The sequence below is a fragment of the Paenibacillus sanfengchensis genome (assembly GCF_036864765.1).
GTDB classification, from domain to species: domain Bacteria; phylum Bacillota; class Bacilli; order Paenibacillales; family Paenibacillaceae; genus Fontibacillus; species Fontibacillus sanfengchensis.
In genome coordinates this window covers 256,598-277,693 of the sequence record NZ_JBAGJC010000002.1, presented here as the reverse complement: position 1 = coordinate 277,693, position 21,096 = coordinate 256,598, and the positions used below count along the sequence as shown (strand labels likewise).

17 protein-coding genes are annotated in these 21,096 nt (G+C 56.8%); 13 read left to right on the top strand and 4 right to left on the bottom strand.

Annotated features, from left to right (window positions below; genetic code table 11):
• The first annotated feature begins 183 nt into the window (after window positions 1-183).
• Entirely contained in the window at window positions 184-372 is a 189-nt protein-coding gene (locus V4U84_RS04685; RefSeq protein WP_334072294.1) for a hypothetical protein, read from the top strand.
• A 67-nt stretch (window positions 373-439) separates the two neighbouring features.
• Here the strand turns inward: V4U84_RS04685 and V4U84_RS04680 are convergent, their stop codons facing one another.
• The 3 genes from V4U84_RS04680 to V4U84_RS04670 all read right to left on the bottom strand — a co-directional run bounded on the left by V4U84_RS04680 (window position 440) and on the right by V4U84_RS04670 (window position 4,252).
• Window positions 440-568 (bottom strand): DUF4023 family protein, encoded by a 129-nt coding sequence (locus V4U84_RS04680; protein ID WP_334072293.1) that lies wholly within the window; start codon window positions 566-568, stop codon window positions 440-442.
• Window positions 569-686: 118 nt separating this feature from the next.
• The gene (locus V4U84_RS04675; protein WP_334072292.1) at window positions 687-2,537 is read right to left on the bottom strand and encodes an ABC transporter ATP-binding protein; all 1,851 of its coding nucleotides are present in this window, start codon (window positions 2,535-2,537) and stop codon (window positions 687-689) included.
• On the bottom strand, window positions 2,534-4,252 hold the full coding sequence (locus V4U84_RS04670; protein ID WP_334072730.1) for an ABC transporter ATP-binding protein: 1,719 nt from the start codon (window positions 4,250-4,252) through the stop codon (window positions 2,534-2,536). The genes V4U84_RS04675 and V4U84_RS04670 overlap by 4 nt, the downstream gene beginning before the upstream one ends.
• A 396-nt stretch (window positions 4,253-4,648) precedes the next feature.
• Between V4U84_RS04670 and V4U84_RS04665 the strand changes: the two genes are divergently transcribed.
• The 4 genes from V4U84_RS04665 to V4U84_RS04650 are packed head-to-tail and all read left to right on the top strand — an operon-like array spanning window position 4,649 to window position 8,345.
• Window positions 4,649-5,599 (top strand): ABC transporter permease, encoded by a 951-nt coding sequence (locus V4U84_RS04665; protein ID WP_334072291.1) that lies wholly within the window; start codon window positions 4,649-4,651, stop codon window positions 5,597-5,599.
• Window positions 5,589-6,539 carry an iron chelate uptake ABC transporter family permease subunit gene (locus tag V4U84_RS04660; RefSeq protein WP_334072290.1) on the top strand — a complete coding sequence of 317 codons (951 nt, stop codon included), beginning with the start codon at window positions 5,589-5,591 and terminating at the stop codon, window positions 6,537-6,539. Before V4U84_RS04665 ends, V4U84_RS04660 begins: the two co-directional genes overlap by 11 nt.
• On the top strand, window positions 6,533-7,291 hold the full coding sequence (locus V4U84_RS04655) for an iron ABC transporter ATP-binding protein (RefSeq protein ID WP_334072289.1): 759 nt from the start codon (window positions 6,533-6,535) through the stop codon (window positions 7,289-7,291). Before V4U84_RS04660 ends, V4U84_RS04655 begins: the two co-directional genes overlap by 7 nt.
• Before the next feature lie 58 nt (window positions 7,292-7,349).
• Window positions 7,350-8,345: a siderophore ABC transporter substrate-binding protein gene (locus tag V4U84_RS04650; protein ID WP_334072729.1), complete on the top strand. Its 996-nt coding sequence runs from the start codon at window positions 7,350-7,352 to the stop codon at window positions 8,343-8,345.
• 106 nt (window positions 8,346-8,451) lie between these two features.
• On the opposite strand, the gene V4U84_RS04645 is transcribed toward V4U84_RS04650, so the two are convergent.
• Window positions 8,452-9,549, bottom strand: coding sequence for a serine hydrolase (locus V4U84_RS04645; protein ID WP_334072288.1), 1,098 nt, complete (start codon window positions 9,547-9,549; stop codon window positions 8,452-8,454).
• Between the two features lie 185 nt (window positions 9,550-9,734).
• On the opposite strand from V4U84_RS04645, the gene V4U84_RS04640 reads away from it, so the two are divergent.
• The 8 genes from V4U84_RS04640 (at window position 9,735) to cydC (ending at window position 20,565) form a co-directional block, all read left to right on the top strand.
• Window positions 9,735-11,201 (top strand): catalase, encoded by a 1,467-nt coding sequence (locus V4U84_RS04640; protein ID WP_334076825.1) that lies wholly within the window; start codon window positions 9,735-9,737, stop codon window positions 11,199-11,201.
• Window positions 11,202-11,378: 177 nt separating this feature from the next.
• Window positions 11,379-12,167: an ABC transporter ATP-binding protein gene (locus tag V4U84_RS04635; protein WP_334076824.1), complete on the top strand. Its 789-nt coding sequence runs from the start codon at window positions 11,379-11,381 to the stop codon at window positions 12,165-12,167.
• 3 nt (window positions 12,168-12,170) lie between these two features.
• Entirely contained in the window at window positions 12,171-13,838 is a 1,668-nt protein-coding gene (locus V4U84_RS04630; protein ID WP_334076823.1) for a hypothetical protein, read from the top strand.
• 168 nt (window positions 13,839-14,006) lie between these two features.
• Window positions 14,007-14,450 carry a nitrous oxide-stimulated promoter family protein gene (locus V4U84_RS04625; protein WP_334076822.1) on the top strand — a complete coding sequence of 148 codons (444 nt, stop codon included), beginning with the start codon at window positions 14,007-14,009 and terminating at the stop codon, window positions 14,448-14,450.
• A 224-nt stretch (window positions 14,451-14,674) separates the two neighbouring features.
• Window positions 14,675-16,078 (top strand): cytochrome ubiquinol oxidase subunit I, encoded by a 1,404-nt coding sequence (locus tag V4U84_RS04620; RefSeq protein WP_334072728.1) that lies wholly within the window; start codon window positions 14,675-14,677, stop codon window positions 16,076-16,078.
• The gene (gene cydB, locus V4U84_RS04615) at window positions 16,065-17,081 is read left to right on the top strand and encodes a cytochrome d ubiquinol oxidase subunit II (protein WP_334072283.1); all 1,017 of its coding nucleotides are present in this window, start codon (window positions 16,065-16,067) and stop codon (window positions 17,079-17,081) included. Before V4U84_RS04620 ends, cydB begins: the two co-directional genes overlap by 14 nt.
• A complete protein-coding gene (gene cydD / locus V4U84_RS04610) occupies window positions 17,081-18,820 on the top strand; it encodes a thiol reductant ABC exporter subunit CydD (RefSeq protein WP_334072282.1) in 1,740 nt (579 codons plus the stop codon). The genes cydB and cydD overlap by 1 nt, the downstream gene beginning before the upstream one ends.
• A complete protein-coding gene (cydC, locus tag V4U84_RS04605; protein ID WP_334072281.1) occupies window positions 18,817-20,565 on the top strand; it encodes a thiol reductant ABC exporter subunit CydC in 1,749 nt (582 codons plus the stop codon). The genes cydD and cydC overlap by 4 nt, the downstream gene beginning before the upstream one ends.
• Window positions 20,566-21,096: the final 531 nt, after the last annotated feature.

The window sequence follows — 21,096 nt, the reverse complement described above, 5'->3', positions numbered from 1 at the left end:
CCAGTTCATCCCGGCCTGATACCACAAACTATATAACCCTAAAAGGCCGCTATTATGATTTTCTGCGGACGCACACCGCTTTAGGGCGGAATAAAATACCCCTCCCTTTCAAATGCTAGAACCAGGCCAGAGTGCATGGAGGCTTGGTTCCGCAATGAATTGATCTCGGGAGGGCAAAAGCAAATGACGAACAAAGTCGAGAAGTACAACCGGCGGGTGGGCAACGGCAGCAGCAACGCTCAGAACGCCACTACCGGCAACGGGGGAGAAGGGCGGTCCGGAAGGCTGAGCCAGATCAAGAATCATTCCTCGACCAGCGGGGACACGCCGGACGAATTTATATCCGGCCGGGACAGCTATGATCACACTTAATTATCGGCAAAAAGCCGCCTCCTTCGCTTTATGCGGGGAGGCGGCTTCTCTTATCCTCGGCGTTCCGTTATTTTTGCGTACCGTGCTGTTTGGTCGGCAGCTGGCCCGCCGGGTTGCCTTTGGCGCGCTTGCGGTTGCGGTCGTCTTTCTCCTGTTTGTCGTGGACCTTCTCCACGAATTCATGCAAGTTTTCCACGCTGGTTCTCCCCTTTCGCAAGGATCAAAATAAGTGCTTCCCTGCGTTACTATGCCACAAACCAGCGGGTTTCATCCGTTAGCGAGGCCGTGGCCTGGCGTTTGGCGTGACCGGCGCATCAGCGGTCGGAACCGCCAGGCGCAACGCTCGGCTCCGGGGCCGCGTCCGAGTCTTCGCCGTGCCAGAGGCGGCGGAAGCTGTCGCTTGCGGCGAGCAGCTGCGGGGCCGTGCCTTCGGCCTCAATCGTGCCGTCCTTCAGCACGATGATGCGGTCCGCGTGCGAGAGCGCGGCCTTGCGGTGCGACACGACGAGGCAGGTCGCCTCGCCGCGGTCGCGGAAGAGCCGCTCCCACAGCTGCCGTTCGGTTTCGACGTCGAGCGCGCTCGACAGGTCGTCGAACACGTACAGCTGTGCGTCGCGCACGAGCATCCGCGCGGCCGCGGTCCGCTGGACCTGGCCGCCGGAGAGCTTGACGCCGCGCGGCCCGACCATCGTGTCGAGGCCGTCCGCGAGCTGCGCCACGTCGTCTTCCATGACGGCGGCGTGAAGCGCCCGCGGCAGGCTGTCCGCGGCTTCGGGCAGCCCGAGCAGGATGTTGGCGCGCAGCTTGTCGCTGTACAGGCGCGGAATCTGCGCCGTGTAGGCGCTCTGCGGCGGCACGAAGAAGTCGGCCGGCGCCTCCACCGGGCGGCCGTTCCAGCGGATCTCGCCGGATTCCGCCGGCAGGAGGCCGAGCAGCGATCGCAGCAGCGTCGTTTTGCCGGAGCCGATCATACCGGTGATCACGGTGAACGATCCGCGCTCAAGCCGCAGATCGATGCCCTCGATGCCCCGGCCCGTCTCCGGATAGCGGTAGGTGAGTCCGCGGACCTCCAGCACCCGCAGAGGCTCCGCCTGAACCGGTGCCGCCGCGCCGCCGTCTCCGGCGAACTGGCCGCCACTGCCCACGTCGGCCTCATCCTCGACAGGCCGCCGCTTCCCGATCCCGATATAGGCCGGGACGGTCAATATCCGGGCGGAGGCTCCCTGCAGCATGGTTTTCATGCGGCTGAAGCTGATCGCCATCTGTTTGTAAAAGGTCATAAAGTTGCCGACGTTCGAGATCAATTGGGTGACGAAAGTCAAATAATACACGAACAGGGACAAGTCGCCCACCGAGAACGTACCGCTGCGCATTTTGTAGCCGGCGAGAACCAGAATCAGGCCGGTGCCCAGGTTTACGGAATTCGTGAAGACGGAGGACAGCGCCTCGGTCATCAGCTTGTCTTTAACCATCGTCTGCCGCCGTTCGTCGCTGAGCACTTCAAACCGGCGCACGATTCGCGCTTCGGCCCCGGCGACCTGGATCGCCTGGACGTTCGAGAACATCTCGCTGATCGAGCTTGTTACCTTGGCCGTGGCCGCGCGGCTGGCCGCCCGGTATTTCTGGATGCGTGCCGTGGCCGCCTGCGCCGCCGTCACAACCAGAATCAAGGGGACGAACACAAAGAACGTCATCTGCGCGTCAATGGAGATCAAAATATAGCTGGAAACGATGACGAAGCCGACCAGGCCGAGCGTATCGACCGACCAGCTCACCGCTTCCTCGGTCTGATCGACATCATCCCGGAAGTTGCTGATCCCTTCGCCGGGCGAGAAAGGAATGGCCTTGGCGCCGGGCTGCTTCAGCACATGGGCCAGCATGTTCCGGCGCAGTAGAGTGCTGATGCGGAAGCGGAAACTGGCGTCGGTCCACATGCCCGCGGCGATCAGCACCACCCGCGCAAGCGCCGCTCCGACGAGCAGGGCGGCGATTCCCCACACGCCGTAAGGGAAGTCGTAGCTACCTTCGAGATCATCGAAGAAAGCCTTCGTGATCAGACCGGGAAGCAAGGGGGCCATATGAATGACGGTCCAGGCCAACAGATTGGCCAGATAGTAAACCGGTCGATAGGCCAGCAGTCTCCAGAAAAAATGCCGCGTCTTCATACCAACACCTCCTCGAGTCCGACGGCCAGCATCCGGCTGAACCGGGAATTCGGATCGGCGGCCAATTGTTCGCGCGGGCCGTGTTCGAGAATCCGCCCGTGCTCCAGGATCACAATTTCGTCGGCGCGCTGCACCGTCGCCAGCCGATGGGCGATCATAATGCACGTCCGCTCTTCGAGCAGACGGCTGATCGCCGTTTCGATCCGGTGTTCGGTCAGCGGATCCAGCCGGGACGAAGCCTCGTCCAGAATAACCAGCCCCGGATCGCTGAGGAAGACCCTGGCGAAGGCGAGCAGTTGGGCTTCGCCCGCCGAGAGGCTCCCTCCGCCGGAGGAGAGGACCGTGTCCAAACCGTCCGGCAGCGAACGGTACCACTCCTCCAGGCCGATTTCCTTCAGCACGGCGAGAATATCCTCGTCCCGAATCCGCTCGTCGAACAGGGAGAGGTTGTTGCGGACGGTCCCCTCCATAATTTCGATGTTCTGCGTCACCATCGCGACCCCGCTGCGCAGCTCATGCAGCTTGCAGCGGCGGATATCGACGCCCGCCAGCTCGATGCCGCCCTCCTGCGGGTCGTAAAACCGCAGAAGCAGCCGGGCGAGCGTCGACTTGCCGCTGCCGGTGCGCCCGAGCAAGCCGAGGGTTTGACCCGGCTTGAGCGCAAGATTTAGTCCGTGCAGGGTGGGCGCCTCGCCTTCTTCATAAGCGAAGGTCAGGTCACGGAAACGCACGGACAAGGGGCCGGGCGGCAGCGGAGCTCCCGGCCCGTCGGAAATCCGCGGCTTCGTGTCGAGCAGCTCGCGGACGCGGATCAGGCTGGCGTCGGCTTTTTGCAAATCCTCCAGTTGGCTGCGGATTTTCTCGATCGGCTTGGCCAGCAGCTCCGTATAGTAGAAGACCAGATAGATGGAGCCGATCGTCAGCTCGCCGCGCTTCCAGAGCCAGGCGCAGACGACAAAGGCGGCGGCATTGCCGAGCGCGAACACTACGATGGTGGTGCTCCACATCAGGCCGAAGCCGAGAAAAGCCCGAATCCGGACGGGAAGCATGCGCCGCGACAGTTCGTAGAAGCGGTTCATGACATAGCCGGCGGCGCCGTTGGCCCGCGTATCCTCAGTGCCCTCCAGATGCTCGCCGATGAAGCCGTACAGCTCGGCGTTTTGCGCCCGCCATTTTTTCCAGACGGGGACGTTGATCTTGCGGATCCATTGCAGAACAAAGCCCGCTCCGATGACGAACAGGGTCATGACGACGCCGATCCGGATATCTTCCCGGAAGAGCAGGAGAAGAATGCCGAGCATGAGGATCAAGTTGCCGAGTAAATGGATGATAAAGCTCGAAAAAAAGTTCGCGAGCGAGTTCACGTCGCCGTCCACCCGCTCGATCAACGTTCCTGACGTATGTCTCTTGTGAAAAGACATGTCAAGGGAGAGACAATGCCGCACCAGATCGGCCCGCAGCCGGTTGGTCGTCGTCCAGCCCAGGTTCTCGCTGTAGTAGGCGGCCCAGACGGACACGAGCTGCTGCACCAGTGAGAAACCGATGAAGACCACGGCAGCGTAATACAGCGCTTTCAGGCTGCCTTCCCCTTGGGCCGTGTCGATAAAATAGCGGATGATTTGCGGATTCACCAACTGCAGGACGATGGATGCCGTTAGAAGTACGGCAAGGGACCCAAGCAGCTTCCGCTGAGGAAAAACATACTTCCCAAGCATTTCCCGGTAATGGGCAAGGGAGCGCGTCCTTCGCTTCCGGGCTTCGTCAAGATTCTCGTTTTGTTCCGACAAAAGCGGACACTCCTTCCTCTTAATGGGGTTCCCCTATGTATGGCGATATCGAGGCACACGAAGGGCCTTCCTGATTTCTCCAATTCATTGTTCATTGTAATCAAAAACATATGTTCGCACAATAGATTATATAACCCGGTTTCCGGAACCGGGATAAAATTTTCGGGCGAAAACAATTGACAGTCCGAAAAACAGGACGGTATAATTCAATCTAGCTAATTGATAATGAATATCATTATTAATTAAAAGATCGTCTGTTCTGCCGGCAGCTCATCACTTCACCTTCCTCCAGGCCAGAGGAAGCCTAGTAAGGACGAATTCACGATGAAAAGAATATTGGCATCCTTGTTAATCCTACTGTCCGTTGCCTCCCTGTTGATCGGGGCGCAGCGCATATCTCTATCCGAACTGTTTCCATTCGGCGGAGAGGCTTGGGAATTGCTCATGATCAGCCGGATTCCGCGGCTGGTGAGCATTGTGATCGCCGGCGCGAGCATGAGCATCGTCGGTTTGATTATGCAGCAGCTGACCCGGAACAAATTTGTGTCGCCTACGACAGCGGGCACGCTGGATTCCGCCAGCTTCGGCATCATGGTGTCGCTTCTGGTGTTTACCTCCGCGGGACCGCTCGCCAAGATCGCGGTAGCCTTTGTCTTTTCCTTGGCCGGAACTTACATCTTCATGAAGATCCTGGACCGGGTGAGGTACAAGGACACGATTTTTATCCCGCTTGTCGGTTTAATGTTCGGCGGCATTGTCGAGTCCGCCACTACTTTTTTCGCTTATAAATACAACTTGATTCAAAGCATGTCCGCCTGGTTAAACGGGGATTTCTCCATGATCATGCAGGGGCGCTACGAAATGCTTTATATCAGCGTGCCGCTTGTCGCCGTCGCTTATGTCTATGCCAACAAGTTCACGGTCGCGGGGATGGGCGAGGAGTTTTCCGTCAACCTGGGCTTGAATTACAGGCAGGTCGTCAATGTGGGGCTGGTTTTGGCGGCGCTCGTCACTTCGGTCATCGTCCTGACGGTAGGCTCGATCCCTTTTCTCGGACTGATCATCCCGAATCTGGTCACGATGTACCGGGGAGACAATTTGAAAGAAAACCTGCCGCATACGGCTTTGCTGGGCGCGGTCTTCGTGCTCGCCTGCGATATTTTGGGCCGTGTGATCATTTATCCGTATGAAGTGCCGATCGGATTGACGGTCGGTGTGATTGGGAGCGGCATCTTCCTGTATTTGCTGATGAGGAGAAGGACCTATGAGCAATAGAACCAAACTTTGGCTCCTTGCCGGCATCGCCGTTCTGCTGACGGTCGTGTTTATGACGATCGATGCGGGAGGGCACTGGGATTACATTCTCCCGAGGAGGGGAAAGAAGCTGATTGCCATCCTTCTCACCGGAACGGCGATCGCCTTTTCCACGGTGGTGTTTCAGACGATTACGAACAATCGTATTCTGACGCCCAGCATCATCGGTTTGGATTGGCTGTACATGCTGCTGCAAACCTTGATCGTCTTTCTGCTCGGCGGAACGACCCTGACTCTGATGAACCAGAACCTCCGGTTTGTGGGGACCGTCGCGCTGATGGTGGTGTTCTCCCTGCTGCTGTACAGGATGCTTTTTAAGAAAGAGGGCCGCAACATTTATCATCTGCTTTTGATCGGCCTGATCTTCGGCACTTTTTTCAACAGCGTTACGTCGTTTATGCAAAAACTGCTGGATCCCAACGAGTTCATGGTCGTTCAGGACAAAATGTTCGCGAGCTTCAATAATGTGAACTCCGATCTCCTGCTGCTGTCGGCGGTGGGGGTAATCCTTACGGGGATATACTTTGCGGGCTTTACCAAGTATCTCGATGTGCTTGCTCTAGGTAGGGATCATGCGGTGAACCTGGGCATCAGTTACGAATATGTCGTCAAACGCATGCTGATTGTGGTTACGGTGCTCATTTCCATCTCCACCGCATTGGTCGGACCGATTACGTTTCTCGGACTTCTGGTGGCGAATGTCGCTTATCAGTTTCTGAACACCTTCCGCCATAAAACGTTGATCCTCGGCGCGTCCCTGATCAGCTATATCGCCCTTGCGGGCGGTCAGCTGCTGGTTGAACGAGTGTTTACCTTCTCCACTTCGCTCAGCGTAATCATCAACTTTATCGGCGGGGTGTACTTCATCTATCTGCTGCTAAAGGAGAATAAATCGTGGTAAAGGTCAGAGGAGTTTCCAAACAATATGGCGGCAAAAAAGTGATCGACAACGTTTCGCTCGACATCGCCAAAGGCAAAATCACCTCTTTTATCGGGCCGAACGGGGCCGGCAAAAGCACGCTGATGTCGATGATCAGCCGGCTGATCGCCAAGGATGCGGGCGACATTCTGATCGAGGACCGGGAAATCGGGAATTGGAAGAGCAACGACCTGGCGAAGAAAATTTCGATTCTCAAGCAGTCCAACCATATCAACATCCGGCTTACGGTCAAGGACCTGGTCAACTTCGGACGTTTTCCCTATTCCCAGGGCAGGCTGACGAAGGTGGATGAGGCCCATGTCCAGGAGGCGATCCGCTATATGGATCTCGAGCCGATGCAGCATAAATTTCTCGACGAGCTCAGCGGCGGGCAAAAGCAAAGAGCTTTCATCGCCATGGTCATCGCCCAGGACACGGAATATGTGCTGCTGGATGAGCCTCTCAACAATCTCGACATGAAGCATTCGGTGCAGATCATGAAGGTGCTGCGCAGATTGGTCGATGAGCTTGGCAAAACGGTCGTGCTGGTCATTCACGACATCAATTTCGCCTCCTGCTATTCGGACTACATCGTGGCGTTGAAAGACGGCGTCGTCGTCAAAGAGGGCACCACGGAGGAAATTATGGACACCGCGGTGTTGCGCGAGGTTTACGATATGGAGATTCCGGTGCAGGACATCGGGGGCAATAAGATTTGCGTGTATTTTGCTTAAAATAACTATGGAAAATATGGGGGTATTACAGGTGAAAAAAGGGAAAAAAATAGCTTTGATGCTCAGTACGGTTCTGATGATCGCTGTTTTGGCGGCGTGCGGGGCCGGCAAGAACAGCGGCAATGCGGGCGCAAGTTCTACGGGGGCTAAAGCCGGTACGGCCAATACGGCCGGGTCGACGGAAGCGGCTGCGACGGGCGAGGCCGGTGAACTGACGATCAAACATCAGTTGGGTGAAGCTAAAGTGAAGAAGAATCCCGGCAAGGTTGTAGTTTTTGACTACGGCGTGCTGGAAACGCTCGACAAGTTGGGCGTGGAAGTTGCCGCCGTGCCGCAGGCCAGCTTACCGACGCATCTGAAGAAATACGAAGACAGCAAATACACGAACGCGGGAACGTTGTTCGAGCCGGATTTCGAGAAGCTGAACGCACTGGAACCGGACGTGATCTTTATTTCCGGCCGCTCCTCCGAGGCTTATGAAGAGCTGAACAAGATCGCGCCAACGATCTATATGGGCGTGGACACCGCCAATTATATGGCTTCTTTTACGGAGAACGTCAAAACGCTGGGCGAGATTTTCGGCAAGGAGGCTGAGGCGGAGAAGGAGCTTACGGCGCTGAATGACTCGATCAAGGCGCTGCATGATTCGGTATCGGGCAGCGGCAAGAAGGGCCTGGTCATTCTGACGACGGGCGGCAAAGTCAGCGCCTATGGCCCGGGCTCGCGCTTCGGCATCATCCATGACGTCTTCGGCGTTCCGGCGGTCGACGAGAATATCAAGGCGGACACGCACGGGGATTCGATCTCTTTTGAATATGTCGCTGAAAAGAACCCGGACTACTTGTTTGTCGTGGACCGCGATGCGGTCGTTACGGAGGAAGGCAAGCAGGCCGAACCCGCGGCCAAGCTGGTGGAGAACGACCTGGTGAAGAAGACGAACGCGTACAAAGACGGCCACATTGTTTATCTGGACGCGAACTATTGGTATCTGTCCGGCGGCGGCCTGTTGTCCGTTCCGGAAATGCTGAAGGAAGTGCAAGAGGGAATCAAGTAACTTAATTTGGGCTATAAGTGTAACCCGGACCTGTTGGCGGTCCGGGTTTTCTCTTGTTTGGCGGCGTTTGTGGTCGTAGCGGGCAGCCCGGTGGAAATAAGAGCTGTTATTTTAACGTCCGGTTCACCTCATCTTTGAAGCTTCGATTGGTCAGGTATTCCCGCAGGAACAGATCCAGCTTGTGGTTCAGCCAGAGCAGTTCCATCCCATCGGGATCATGGATAAATACGGCAAGCTGAGCTTGATTCCCCAATGCATCCTCGCAGTACAGCGCCTGGTTAAGGATCGTCAGGGTCGAACCGCCTTTTCCGCCCAACGTTTTAAACGGAGAGTCGGGGGATTGGGGGCGGTCGAGCAGGTCGAGCAGGATCCCGGTCGCCTGGGGAGACAGCAGTTCACCACGCCGGATTCGGCAGAGCAGATTCGCATATTCCCGGGCTGTGGATCCGGGGAGCTTGGCGGACCAAATCCGCTGGGCGGCCAGGGGCGACCTGGTCCGGCTAAGTCTCGGTATCCAGGCGGAATCCTGCGAGATTCGCGTAAAAATGTCTTTCGCCAGCTCCGACATTTCCTCATAAGGCAACCTCTTCATCGCCTCCAGGACCTGGCGGTGCGACAGTTCCCGGGTCTCCATCAGATAGCTGTAGACCAGCATGGAAGAAGAAATCGGGTAGATCGGATCATGTTCTTTAAGACCCAGCAGCCCGATGCGCCGATTGACCCGATCAAGCCCCAGCTTTTCCAGCAAAAACTCGGTATTGGCGTTGGAACTGAAACGTATCATGCCTCGGGCCACTTCGAGCAGGGGGACTGTAGGTTCGTCGGGTGATAAGCTCCCCAGGCTCTTCAACCATCCGGGGTGGGCGTTTCCATCCGTACCGGGAATATAAAACCGCTCCAGATTTCTTAAGGGAACCCTTTCCTCCGCTATAATCTTCCCTTCCGCCGCTTGCTCGGCAAATTCGGCCGCAATGACAAGTTTGACTACACTGGCCAGCGGACGCTTGTGATCCGACCCGTAGGACACGGTATGTTCCCCGTTTTCGATCACGTGGATGGAGACGCGCTCGGGATGGTTCGCAATAAACTTCAGAACGTCCTGTTCCGTTTTTTGGTCGTCTTTCTTCTTAATGTACCTGCCCAACCCCATGAAAAGAAGCAGGGCAAGAACAATGAAGACAACGATGAGAACAAAAACAACCAATATAAAGCCTCCTTAATTTTGTTAAATTTATTAATATACGGTGCCGGATTAAGGAAAGATTCAAATTTTAATTTCTTTTATTCCTCATCTAACCTTCATGCAACTGGAACGTAGAGCATGTTAAAATCTATTTTAGAACTTAGATCAAGTCTAAATTCAATAATAAGCATGAAAGGATGATATAGATGAACAACAGATTGACGACAAATCAGGGGGCGCCGGTCGGCGATAACCAAAATTCGCGAACGGCGGGACAGCGCGGGCCGGCCCTGCTGGAGGATTACAATCTGCTGGAGAAGCTGGCGCATTTCGACCGGGAGCGGATTCCCGAGCGGGTCGTGCACGCGCGCGGAGCGGGAGCCCATGGTGTATTTGTGACGGACCACAGCATGTCGCGGTTCACGAAGGCGCATTTTTTGCAGGAAGCCGGGCGGGAGACACCGGTATTCGTCCGGTTTTCCACGGTGATCCACGGCCAAGGTTCGCCGGAAACGGCGCGGGATCCGCGGGGATTTGCGGCGAAATTTTACACGGAGGAAGGGAACTACGATCTGGTCGGGAATCATCTCCCCGTATTCTTTATCCGTGATGCCATCAAGTTTCCGGATATGGTTCATTCCCTGAAGCCTGCGCCGGATACCAATATCCAGGATCCGGCCCGGTACTGGGATTTCATGACGCTGTCGCCGGAATCGACCCATATGATGACCTGGGTTTTCTCCGATAATGGAACGCCGGCGAACTATCGGCAAATGGACGGGTTTGGCGTTCACGCCTTCAAATGGATCAACGCCGAAGGGAATATCACTTACGTCAAATATACCTGGAAATCAAAGCAGGGCGTGGTGAATCTGTCCGCGGACGAAGTGCGTAAAGTCCAAGGCGGCGATTTCAACCATGCGACCCGCGATTTGTACGATCAGATCGATCAAGGGAATTTTCCGCAGTGGGAGCTGAATGTCCAATTGATGCCGGTGGAAGATCTGGATCAATGGGGATTCGATCCGCTCGATCCGACCAAGGTGTGGCCGGAATCCCATTACCCGCTCATTCCGGTGGGGACGATGACGCTGAACCGCAATCCGGGCAACTTCTTCGCTGAAGTGGAGCAGTCGGCTTTCTCGCCGAGCGCCTTGGTGCCGGGCATTGAGCCGTCGGAAGATAAACTGCTGCAAGGACGGCTGTTCTCGTATCCGGATACGCAGCGATACCGCCTGGGGGCCAATTACCTGCAAATTCCGGTGAACTGCCCCTACGCCCCGGTACGCAATCATCAGCGGGACGGCTTGATGAATGTGATGCAGGATCCGTCCCCGGTCAATTACGAGCCGAACAGCTCGGAAGAGAGTCCGAAGGAAGATCCGCGATACCGCGATAGCGTTGTTCCGGTTAGCGGACAGATCGGCCGGGAGCGGATCGCCAAAACCGACGACTTTACGCAGGCGGGAGAGCTGTATCGCAGCTTTACGCCGGAAGAGCAGGCCAATTTGATCCATAACCTCGTCAACGACCTGCGTCAAACGCCGGAACAAACGCAATTGCGGGCGATCTGCAACTTTTTCCGGGCCGATATTCAGTACGGGATGCGCGTAGCTCAAGGCCTGGGCGTCGACATCAGCGGGTTTATGCCGGGTGCGGGAGCGCAGGAGTAATCGACAGAAACACAATAACAATAAAAGACGGAGCCATGTGGGTTCCGTTTTTTTATGCGCTATGTAATTGATTTCCTTATATCGATTCGGGATAATTGGTGTTAATTGGAGTTCCCCTGAGGAGTAACGGAAGGAGAAAAGATAAGGTACGAAAATCACGTAGAAAGGGTTGAGAGAATGGTTGTCGCTAGCGAACCTATCATCACCATGCGGGATTTAAGAATGCGATTTGGCGAGAAATATGTGCTGAACGGGATTGATCTGGATGTGCATCCCGGACAAATTATCGGATACATCGGGCCGAATGGGGCGGGCAAAAGCACCACGGTCAAAATTATGCTGGGGCTGGTCGAAGGGTACGCCGGGGAGGTGCGGATTTTGGGGGCCAGTCCCAAGGACGGCGGTGTGGAATACAAAAAGCGGATCGGTTACGTGCCGGAGACGGCGGAAATTTATGATACATTGACGGCCAGGGAATATTTGACGTTTATCGGCGAGCTTTACGGCCTTCCGGGGGAGTTGGCGGAGCGGAAAGCCCGCCGGCTGATGGAACAGTTCGGTTTAAAAGACGTGTTCAATGTTCGCATTGCCACGTTTTCCAAGGGGATGAAGCAGAAGGTGCTTCTAATCTCCAGTCTTTTGCATAATCCGGATATTTTGTTTTTGGACGAGCCTCTCAGCGGGCTGGATGCGAACAGTGTGATGGTGGTGAAGGAAATCCTTGCTCGTTTGGCGGCTCAGGGGAAGACTGTTTTCTATTCCTCGCACATTATGGACGTTGTGGAAAAAATCAGCCACCGGATCATCCTGCTGGACGGCGGGCGCATCGTGGCCGACGGCAGCTTTGAGGAGTTGAAGGGACAAGGCCGGGAAGGGTCGCTGGAGCAGGTCTTTAACCAGTTGACCGGGTTTAATCAGCATCAGGAGATCGCGGATCAATTTGTGGCGATCGTGCAAGAGGTGTAGCCGATGGGTGAGATGAGACTACTAAAATTTCTCGATGGATTCCGCGGTCTGTTCGAGAGGTTTGGCGTGGATTATCCGCTGATGCGCCGCATCCTTCAGATCAAGCTGACGATGGACGGCCGCAGGGTGCCGACGATTATCGGGAAAACCCGCAAGAAGGCGAATAGGGACGGGCATAGACTCTATGACGGCCAGGAACCGGAGAAAAATCAGTTCTTCAGCTCACTTTGGCTCTACCTTATTTTTGGGGCGCTAAGCTCGATGTTTGTGGCGTTGGGAGATAACTTTATTTTTCAGATGAGTCTGGTGTTCGGCATTCTTATGTTTATGGTCATGACTTCGCTGATTTCGGATTTTTCCTCCGTGCTACTGGACATACGGGATCGGCAGATTCTGTTTAGCAAGCCGGTGGCCCGCAGGACGATCGGGATGGCGAAGACGCTGCATATCTTCATCTACATGTTTTGTCTGACCGGAGCTCTTGGCGTTGTTCCTCTCGGAGTGGGACTGTATCGACACGGGATCGGTTTCGCGCTGTTGTTTGTGGCGGAGCTGATATTAATGGATTTGCTGATCGTGGTGTTTACGGCGCTGATTTACCTGGCCGTGTTGAAATTTTTCGACGGGGAGCGGCTGAAGGATCTGATCAACTATGTGCAGATTGGCCTGACCATCGGTCTGGCTCTCGGATACCAGCTATTGATCCGGGTGTTTGATTTTGTCGATTTGCAGGCGACCTTCCAGCCTAAGTGGTGGCAGTTTTGGGTTGCCCCGATCTGGTTTGGAGCGCCTTATGAAGTGCTGCTCCACGGTGACGGTAACCGTATGCTTCTGGTTCTTTCGCTGTTGGCCCTGTTCGTGCCCGTGGCGGCGATTTTGATTTACGTTCGGGTGATGCCTTCCCTGGAGAAATATTTGCAAAAGCTGGCCGATCCCGGGAACCGGAAAAAACAGGGCGCCGGAAAAAGGGTGAAGGCCATCTCCCGTCTGCTTTGCGCAAATGCGAAGGAGCAGGTATTTTTCCGCTTTGCCTGGACGATGATGGGGAACGAGCGGGAGTTTAAGCTGAAGGTGTATCCTTCTCTCGGTTTTTCGCTCGTTTTTCCGTTGATTTTCCTGTTCGCTATGGGCGAAGGCCAGGGCTTTGCCGGATTGCCGGGAACCTCGAAATACTTGTTTATTTACTTTTGCGCTTTGTTGGTCCCTTCGGTTCTGATCATGCTTCGCTACTCGGGAAGTTACAAGGCGGCCTGGATTTACCGGGCTCTTCCACTGGGAGAGGACGTGGTGCCGATCTACCGCGGCACGCTGCTCGCGGCCTTGGTACGGCTGGTTTTGCCTGTCTTTGCATTGGAAGCTGCCCTGTTCGCGGTGTTGTTCGGATGGAGAATCATCCCCGATCTTATCGTGGCCGGGCTGGCGATTCTCGTGTACTCGGTGCTATGCTTCGCCTATCTGAGCAAGGCGCTGCCGTTCTCGGAAAGGTTCGAAACAGCGCAGCAGAGCGACGGCCTTCGCACGATTCCACTCATGCTGCTGCTCGGCGGCCTGGCGCTCGTCCATTATGTGGCAACGCTGCTGAGCTATGGCGTCTACCTCTACGCCGCCCTTCTATTGGCGGCCAATTGGGTGCTGTGGCAGCGGGGGTTCGCGATCAAGGAGCGCGGTTAGGCGCGGGCATTCCGGAGCGCCGGGCTGCGGGATTCCCGCGAGCGCCTGGGGTAACGCCGGGGCATGCCTTGGCGTAAGCCGGGCTAGTCTGGCCCAAAATGACCGTTATTTTGCGGGCCAACCTTATCATGACTTAAACTACCTACGATCGGAGGATGAGAACGATCCATGAGCCACATGAAAAATACGCAGCAAGCGTTGAGCCGGGAGCGGGAAGGACCGCGAATCGTCCGCGAAAAAAAGACGGTTCAGCATATGATCGCCATTTACTGCAGAAGCCGGCACCGCTTGCGGGTCCAAGAGGCGTATGGAGTGCAGGCGGCGGAAGGCGCGAGCGCGTCTGCGTCCCCGACATCGGCAAGTGATCCAACGGTCCCTTCAACCCGGTTATGCCGGGAATGCGAGGACTTGCTGACTTACGCTCTCAAACGTTTGACGTACTGCCGCTTCGGCGAAAACAAAACGACTTGTGCCGCCTGCCCGGTTCACTGCTATGCGCCGGAGCCCCGGGAGGACATCAAGAAGGTAATGCGCTTTGCCGGCCCCCGGATGCTGTGGACCCACCCCGTGCTGACCGTCCGGCATTTACTGGATGGAAGGTCCCGCGTTTAGCGGGTCTTTTTTTTACCCTCTTTTGCCCGGACACATATTTTTCACACATCGACAGCCATGCAAAAATTAGCGTCCTATCAAGGTTTTTTGCAATTTGTTCACCATTGTGACATCTGTCATGTGATTCTTGTCACAAAATTATTACTTTTTTCCCGTGTATCCTCACAATTCCGTGATAGAATTCACATTAGTTAAGAATTATTAGAAAGTAGGGAAGAAAAATGTTGGATCCGTTAATGCTTGCACGACTTCAATTTGCGGCGACCACTATTTTTCACTTTTTCTTCGTGCCTCTGTCTATCGGGCTCGTTCTGCTCGTGGCGATTATGGAGACGATGTACGTCGTCAAAGGCAAAGAGGAATACAAGAAGATGGCAAAGTTTTGGGGGAAGCTGTTCCTGATTAACTTTGCCGTCGGCGTGGTCACGGGGATTATTCAGGAATTCCAGTTCGGTATGAACTGGTCGGACTATTCGCGGTTCGTAGGCGATGTGTTCGGAGCTCCTCTGGCGGTGGAAGCCCTGTTCGCGTTCTTCATGGAGTCTACCTTTATCGGTCTTTGGATTTTCGGCTGGGACCGCCTGTCGAAGAAGGTTCATTTGCTTAGTATCTGGCTGGTAGCCCTCGGGACGACGGTATCCGCGTTCTGGATTTTGGCCGCCAACTCTTTTATGCAAAGACCGGTCGGTTTTGAAATCAACAATGGCCGGGCCGAGATGAACGACTTCTTCGCCTTGATCACTAACGGCCAACTGTGGGTCGAGTTCCCTCATACGGTATTGGGGGCCTTCGCCACCGGCGCATTCATGATCACGGGGATCAGCGCTTATAAACTGCTGCGCAAGCAGGATGTTCAATTTTTCAAAAAATCGTTTACCATCGCCGTGATCGTCGGCTTGATCGCTTCCTTTGGCACGGCTATGTTCGGCCATCAGCAGGCGCAATACCTGGTGAAGACCCAGCCGATGAAGATGGCGGCGTCCGAAGGACTTTGGGGCAAGAGCGGGGATCCCGCGCCTTGGACCGTATACGCCCACATTGATCCGGGGAGCGGGAGCAATACGTTTGAAGTTAAAATTCCTTACCTGCTCAGCTTCCTGTCCTACAGTAAGTTCTCCGGTGAAGTGAAAGGGATGCACGAGCTGCAGGCGGAATACGAGCAGACCTATGGTCCCGGCGATTATATTCCTCCGGTAAGAACGACGTTCTGGAGCTTCCGGATTATGATCGCGGCCGGTTGCTTGATGATTCTTCTCGGTATGTACGGGGCATTTCTGGCTTGGCGGAAAAAGCTGGAACAGCCGAACAAATGGTTTTACCGCTTTATGCTGTGGGGTATCTCGCTTCCGTTTATCGCGAATACTTCGGGCTGGATCATGACGGAAATCGGGCGTCAGCCTTGGACGGTGTTCGGTCTGATGCAGACGAAAGACAGTGTCTCGCCGAGCGTAAGCTCGGGGCAACTGCTGTTCTCCCTGATCGCATATTGTGCGATCTATACCGCCCTGGCGATCGTGATGGTTTACCTGTTCGTGAAGACGATCAAAAAGGGCCCGAATGCCGAAAACACGAGCGACGATCATTCGTCCGATCCTTATGCGAAGGAGGGTTACCATGCTGTCTCTTAATGAACTCTGGTTTGTGCTTGTAGCCGTCCTGTTCATCGGTTTCTTCTTCCTGGAGGGGTTCGATTTCGGCATCGGTATGAGCACGCGTTTCCTCGCCAAAAATGATATGGAACGCCGCGTGCTGATCAACTCGATCGGTCCGTTCTGGGACGCCAACGAAGTGTGGCTGCTGACCGCGGGCGGCGCCATGTTCGCGGCCTTCCCGAACTGGTATGCCACGCTATTCAGCGGATACTATACTCCGCTCGTCGTTCTGCTGCTGGCCCTGATTGCACGCGGGGTGGCCTTTGAATTCCGGGGCAAAGTGGCCAACGGAAAGTGGAAAGGCACCTGGGATGTCGCGATTTTCGCGGGCAGCCTGCTGCCGCCATTCCTGCTCGGCGTCGTATTTTCCGGCCTGCTCAAAGGACTGCCGATTGACGCGGACATGGAAATGAAAGCCGGATTGTTCGACATGGTCAATCTGTATACTTTGGTCGGCGGCATTACCGTCGTCGTTCTGTGCCTTGTTCATGGTTTGATGTTCGCTTCGCTGCGTACGACCGGAAGCCTGAGAGAGCGTGCGCGCAAGCTGGCGCAAAAACTGCTGATTCCGCTGGCCGCCTTGTTCGTCATCTTCGCCGTCATGACCTACCTCCAAACGGATGTGTTTAAAGTGCGCGGCGCTATTCTGGCCGCCATGGCCGTCGTTGGCGTCGTTTGCTTCCTGCTGGCGGGCATGTTCATGTCGAAGCAGCGGGACGGCTGGGCGTTCGGGATGACGGGGGCGCTGATCGCGCTGTCCGTCTCCGGCGTATTTGTCGGATTGTTCCCGCGCGTGATGATAAGCTCGATTAATGAGACGTTTTCGCTTACAATTGATAATGCGGCATCCGGTCCATACTCTTTGAAGGTGATGACCATCGTGGCGCTGACGCTGCTGCCGTTCGTACTGGGATATCAGATTTGGAGCTACTTTGTTTTCCATAAACGGGTTCATGAAAAGGAGCATCTGGAGTACTAATGGGTCGCGGACTGATGAAATACAGGGGGATCAAGCCGGTCATGGCGATCATGGCCGGGCTGACCCTGATTCAAAGCATCGCTATCATATTGCAGGCAACCTGGCTGGCGGAGGTCGTCTCCGCCCTGTTTGCCGGCGCCAAGCTGCAGGAACAAGCCGGCGGGGTCGGTTTGTTCCTGCTTGCGTTTTTGGTCCGGCAAGGGTGCGGCTTGCTCATGCAAAAGACGGCCTACCGTTTTGCCGAGCAAACCGGCCAATCACTGCGCAGGCAAGTGCTGGCCAAGTTGTTCGAGATGGGGCCGCGGTTTGCCGGCCGGGAAGGGACGGGGAATTTGGTCACCCTCGTTTTGGAGGGAGTGACGAAGTTCCGAAACTACCTGGAGCTGTTTTTGCCGCGGATGCTGGCTACGGGGATTACGCCGGTGCTGGTGTTGGCCTATGTGTTCACGCTCAACACGACATCGGCGGTCATTCTGATGATCACGATGCCGATCCTGATCGTGTTCATGATTCTGATCGGGCTGGCCGCCCGGAAGCAGACGGAGCGCCAGTGGCAGACTTACCGGACCCTGTCCAACCATTTCGTCGATTCGCTGCGCGGTCTGGAGACGCTGAAGTTTCTGGGGCGCAGCAAAACGCATATCGATTCCATTGAGCGCGTCAGCGATTCCTACCGCTCCGCGACGATGCGGACGCTGCGCGTCGCGTTCCTGTCCTCGTTCGCGCTCGATTTCATCACGATGCTGTCTGTGGCTTCGGTGGCCGTCAGCCTCGGCCTGCCGCTGATCGAGGGACGCATCGGGCTGCTGCCGGCGCTGACCGTGCTGATCCTGGCGCCGGAGTATTTCCTGCCGGTGCGGATGGTCGGCGCCGACTACCATGCGACGCTGGACGGTAAAGAGGCGGGCGAAGCGATGGAGGCGATTGTCGGAGCCGCCGGGGAAGAGGCGGCGAAGGCGTCGCCGGTGCCGGCCGGCGCTGATTTGGCGTGGACCCCGCAGAGTACGCTAGTGCTGCGGGGGATCGGGGTGCGCCACGAGGAAGAGGGGCATCCCTCCCTCGACGGGGTAGATTTGACGTTCAGCGGGATGGGCCGGATCGGCATCATCGGCGAAAGCGGGGCGGGCAAGTCGACGCTGATCGACGTGCTCGGCGGCTTTCTGCGGCCGACCTCGGGCAGCTTCGAGCTGAACGGCTCCAAGCTGGGCGACTTGAGCCCGGAGCGGTGGCGGGAGCAGATTACGTACATCCCGCAAAAGCCATATATTTTCAGCGGTACGCTGGCTGAAAATATCCGCTTTAACAAGCCGGCTGCCGAGCCGGGCGATGTGCTGCGGGCCGCGGAAGCCGCTGGGCTCGGCGCCCTGGTGGCCAGTCTGCCGCGCGGACTGGACGAGCCGATCGGCGGCGGCGGGCGTCCGCTCAGCGGCGGGCAGGAGCAGCGCGTGGCGCTGGCCCGGGCGCTGCTCAGCGAGCGGCCGGTGATTTTGCTCGATGAGCCGACTGCCCATCTCGATATCGAGACGGAGTACGAATTGAAAGAGACGATGCTTCCGTTGTTTGCCGACAAGCTCGTCATTTTGGCTACCCATCGCCTGCACTGGATGCGGGAGATGGACCGGATCATCGTCATGGAGCAGGGGCGGGTGGCCGAAAGCGGCACCCACCAGGAACTCATGGCGCGTCGGGGAGTCTACTACGAAATGGCCAGCTTGCAACAGGAGGGGATCAAAGCATGAAGCGGCAGGAAAACTGGATCAGCCCTTATTTTAAAATGTACAGCGGCCGGTTTGCCCTGTATCTCCTTCTGGGTGTGCTGACGCTTTTGGCGGCGTCCATGCTCATGTTTACCTCCGGATTTTTGATCTCCAAATCGGCTACGATGCCTTACAATATTCTGCTCGTATACGTGCCGATCGTCGGCGTTCGCGCCTTCGGGATCGGCCGCGCGGTGCTCCATTATGTGGAGCGGCTTGTCGGACATGACGCGGTGCTGCGGATCCTTTCCAAAATGCGGGTGCGCTTGTACCGGATCCTCGAACCGCAAGCGCTGTTCATCCGGTCCCGGTATCGGACCGGCGATATACTCGGCGCGTTGGCCGACGATATCGAACAATTGCAGAACGTTTATATCCGCACGGTTTTCCCGAGCCTGATCGCCTTGGTGCTCTATGCTGCCGCTGTGATCGCGTTGGGCGCGTTTGATGTGCGGTTTGCGCTATTGGTCGCCTTGTACATTTTTATTCTGGTCGCGGTGCTGCCTTATATTTCGCTGATGCTGACGCGGAGAATGGATGCCGAACTCAAGCGGGAGCGGAACGGGCTGTATCAAAAGCTGACCGACGCGGTGATGGGGATCGGCGACTGGGTGATCAGCGGAAGATCGGCCGATTTTCTAAGCGAATATGAACGCGATGAGGAGGCTGTGCTGCGCAAGGAGCGGAAGCTGAGAGCCTGGGCGCGCTGGCGGGCCCTCATCGGCCAAATTGTCGTCGGGCTTACGGTCGTGTCGATGATATACTGGTCCGGCGGCCAAGTGGCGGCCGGACAGTTGAACCCGACGCTGATCGCCGCTTTTGTGCTGATCGTGTTCCCACTGGCGGATGCGTTCCTGCCGGTATCCGAGGCCGTCCAGCGTCTGCCGGAATACCGGGAATCGCTGAACCGGCTGGAGCGGATTTCGGGCGGAGGCGCTGGGGAAGGGGCCGCTGCGGCGGTTCCTTCTGCCGCCGAGCTTGACGCGGTGGCCCGGCGCGCGCACGTTAGGCTGGAGGGGACCTCCTTCGCCTACGGCGAGGAAGGGCCGCGCTCCGTGGACGGCGTGATGCTGGATCTCCCGCAGGGCAAGCGGGTCGCCGTCATCGGCCGCAGCGGAGCGGGCAAGTCGACGCTGCTGAAGCTGATCCAGGGGGCCCTGGTCCCGGGGGCCGGGGCCGTCACGATCAATGGGGTGCCGTCCGCTGCGTATGGGGACGGCATCCCCCGCATCATCTCCGTGCTGAACCAGAGCCCGCATTTGTTCGACACGACGGTGGCGAACAATATCCGGCTGGGTCGTCCGGACGCGGAGATGGAGGGCGTTCGCCGAGCCGCGGAGCGGGCGCAGCTCGGCGGGCTGCTTGCCGGTCTCCCGCAGGGGCTGGATACGCCGATGCGGGAGACCGGGCAGCGCTTCTCCGGCGGGGAGCGGCAGCGCGTCGCCTTGGCGCGCGTGCTGCTGCAGGACACGCCGGTGCTGATCCTGGACGAGCCGACGGTCGGGCTCGACCCGCGGACCGAGCGTGAGCTGATGTCGACCATTTTCCGGTCGACGGCAGGCAAAACGCTCATATGGGTCACCCACCATCTCGCTTTTGCGGAAGAGATGGACGAGATTTTGTTTATGGAGGAAGGCCGCGTCCTCATGCGGGGGACCCACGCCGAACTGATGGAGCGAGAGCCGAGGTACCGGAACCTGTATGAGCTCGATCGTCCCCAATGGTGAATTTAGAAGCCCAAAGGATATCGTTTCCTTTGGGCTTTTACGATGATATGCTGCGAATTGGCGCTATGGTGCCAACCTGACGCCGCTGATCCATAATTATTATCGGGAAAAACTCCCGTTAATTATGCCTTAATCGGCTTCAGTGAATCAATTAGCTGGAATTTCTCCAGCTAATTGTTCCCCCGGAGGGGAAAAGAGCTCTATACGCCCAATTTAACTGGAGAAATTCCAGTTAAATCACGGATACAGCGGGTTGGCCGCAAATTAGCGGGAGGAAATCCCGTTAATTTCCGGCAGGCGGCACTCCGCCCGTCCGCGCATCATCTCCGCCGCCCCCGTGCATCATCTCCGCCCCCCGCGCATCATCTCCGCCCCCTGCGCATCATCTCCGCTCCCCGCGCATCATCTCCGCCCCCCGCGCAGCGGTTCCGCTCCCTGCGTTGGCAGCTCCGCCCCCCCGTGCATCATCTCCGCCCCCCGCGAAGCCCGTGCAGCAAATCCGCCCGTCCGGCGCTTCATCCGGCCTGCCGG

Bases quoted from the DNA above. Each gene is read 5' to 3' on its own strand.
- cydB (WP_334072283.1), top strand. From the start codon at position 16,065: ATGCTGTCTCTTAATGAACTCTGGTTTGTGCTTGTAGCCGTCCTGTTC.
- V4U84_RS04650 (WP_334072729.1), top strand. From the start codon at position 7,350: ATGCTCAGTACGGTTCTGATGATCGCTGTTTTGGCGGCGTGCGGGGCC.
- V4U84_RS04660 (WP_334072290.1), top strand. From the start codon at position 5,589: ATGAGCAATAGAACCAAACTTTGGCTCCTTGCCGGCATCGCCGTTCTG.
- V4U84_RS04640 (WP_334076825.1), top strand. From the start codon at position 9,735: ATGAACAACAGATTGACGACAAATCAGGGGGCGCCGGTCGGCGATAAC.
- V4U84_RS04665 (WP_334072291.1), top strand. From the start codon at position 4,649: ATGAAAAGAATATTGGCATCCTTGTTAATCCTACTGTCCGTTGCCTCC.
- V4U84_RS04630 (WP_334076823.1), top strand. From the start codon at position 12,171: ATGGGTGAGATGAGACTACTAAAATTTCTCGATGGATTCCGCGGTCTG.
- cydD (WP_334072282.1), top strand. From the start codon at position 17,081: ATGGGTCGCGGACTGATGAAATACAGGGGGATCAAGCCGGTCATGGCG.
- V4U84_RS04675 (WP_334072292.1), bottom strand. From the start codon at position 2,537: ATGAAGACGCGGCATTTTTTCTGGAGACTGCTGGCCTATCGACCGGTT.
- cydC (WP_334072281.1), top strand. From the start codon at position 18,817: ATGAAGCGGCAGGAAAACTGGATCAGCCCTTATTTTAAAATGTACAGC.
- V4U84_RS04625 (WP_334076822.1), top strand. From the start codon at position 14,007: ATGAGCCACATGAAAAATACGCAGCAAGCGTTGAGCCGGGAGCGGGAA.
- V4U84_RS04670 (WP_334072730.1), bottom strand. From the start codon at position 4,252: ATGCTTGGGAAGTATGTTTTTCCTCAGCGGAAGCTGCTTGGGTCCCTT.
- V4U84_RS04635 (WP_334076824.1), top strand. From the start codon at position 11,379: ATGGTTGTCGCTAGCGAACCTATCATCACCATGCGGGATTTAAGAATG.
- V4U84_RS04685 (WP_334072294.1), top strand. From the start codon at position 184: ATGACGAACAAAGTCGAGAAGTACAACCGGCGGGTGGGCAACGGCAGC.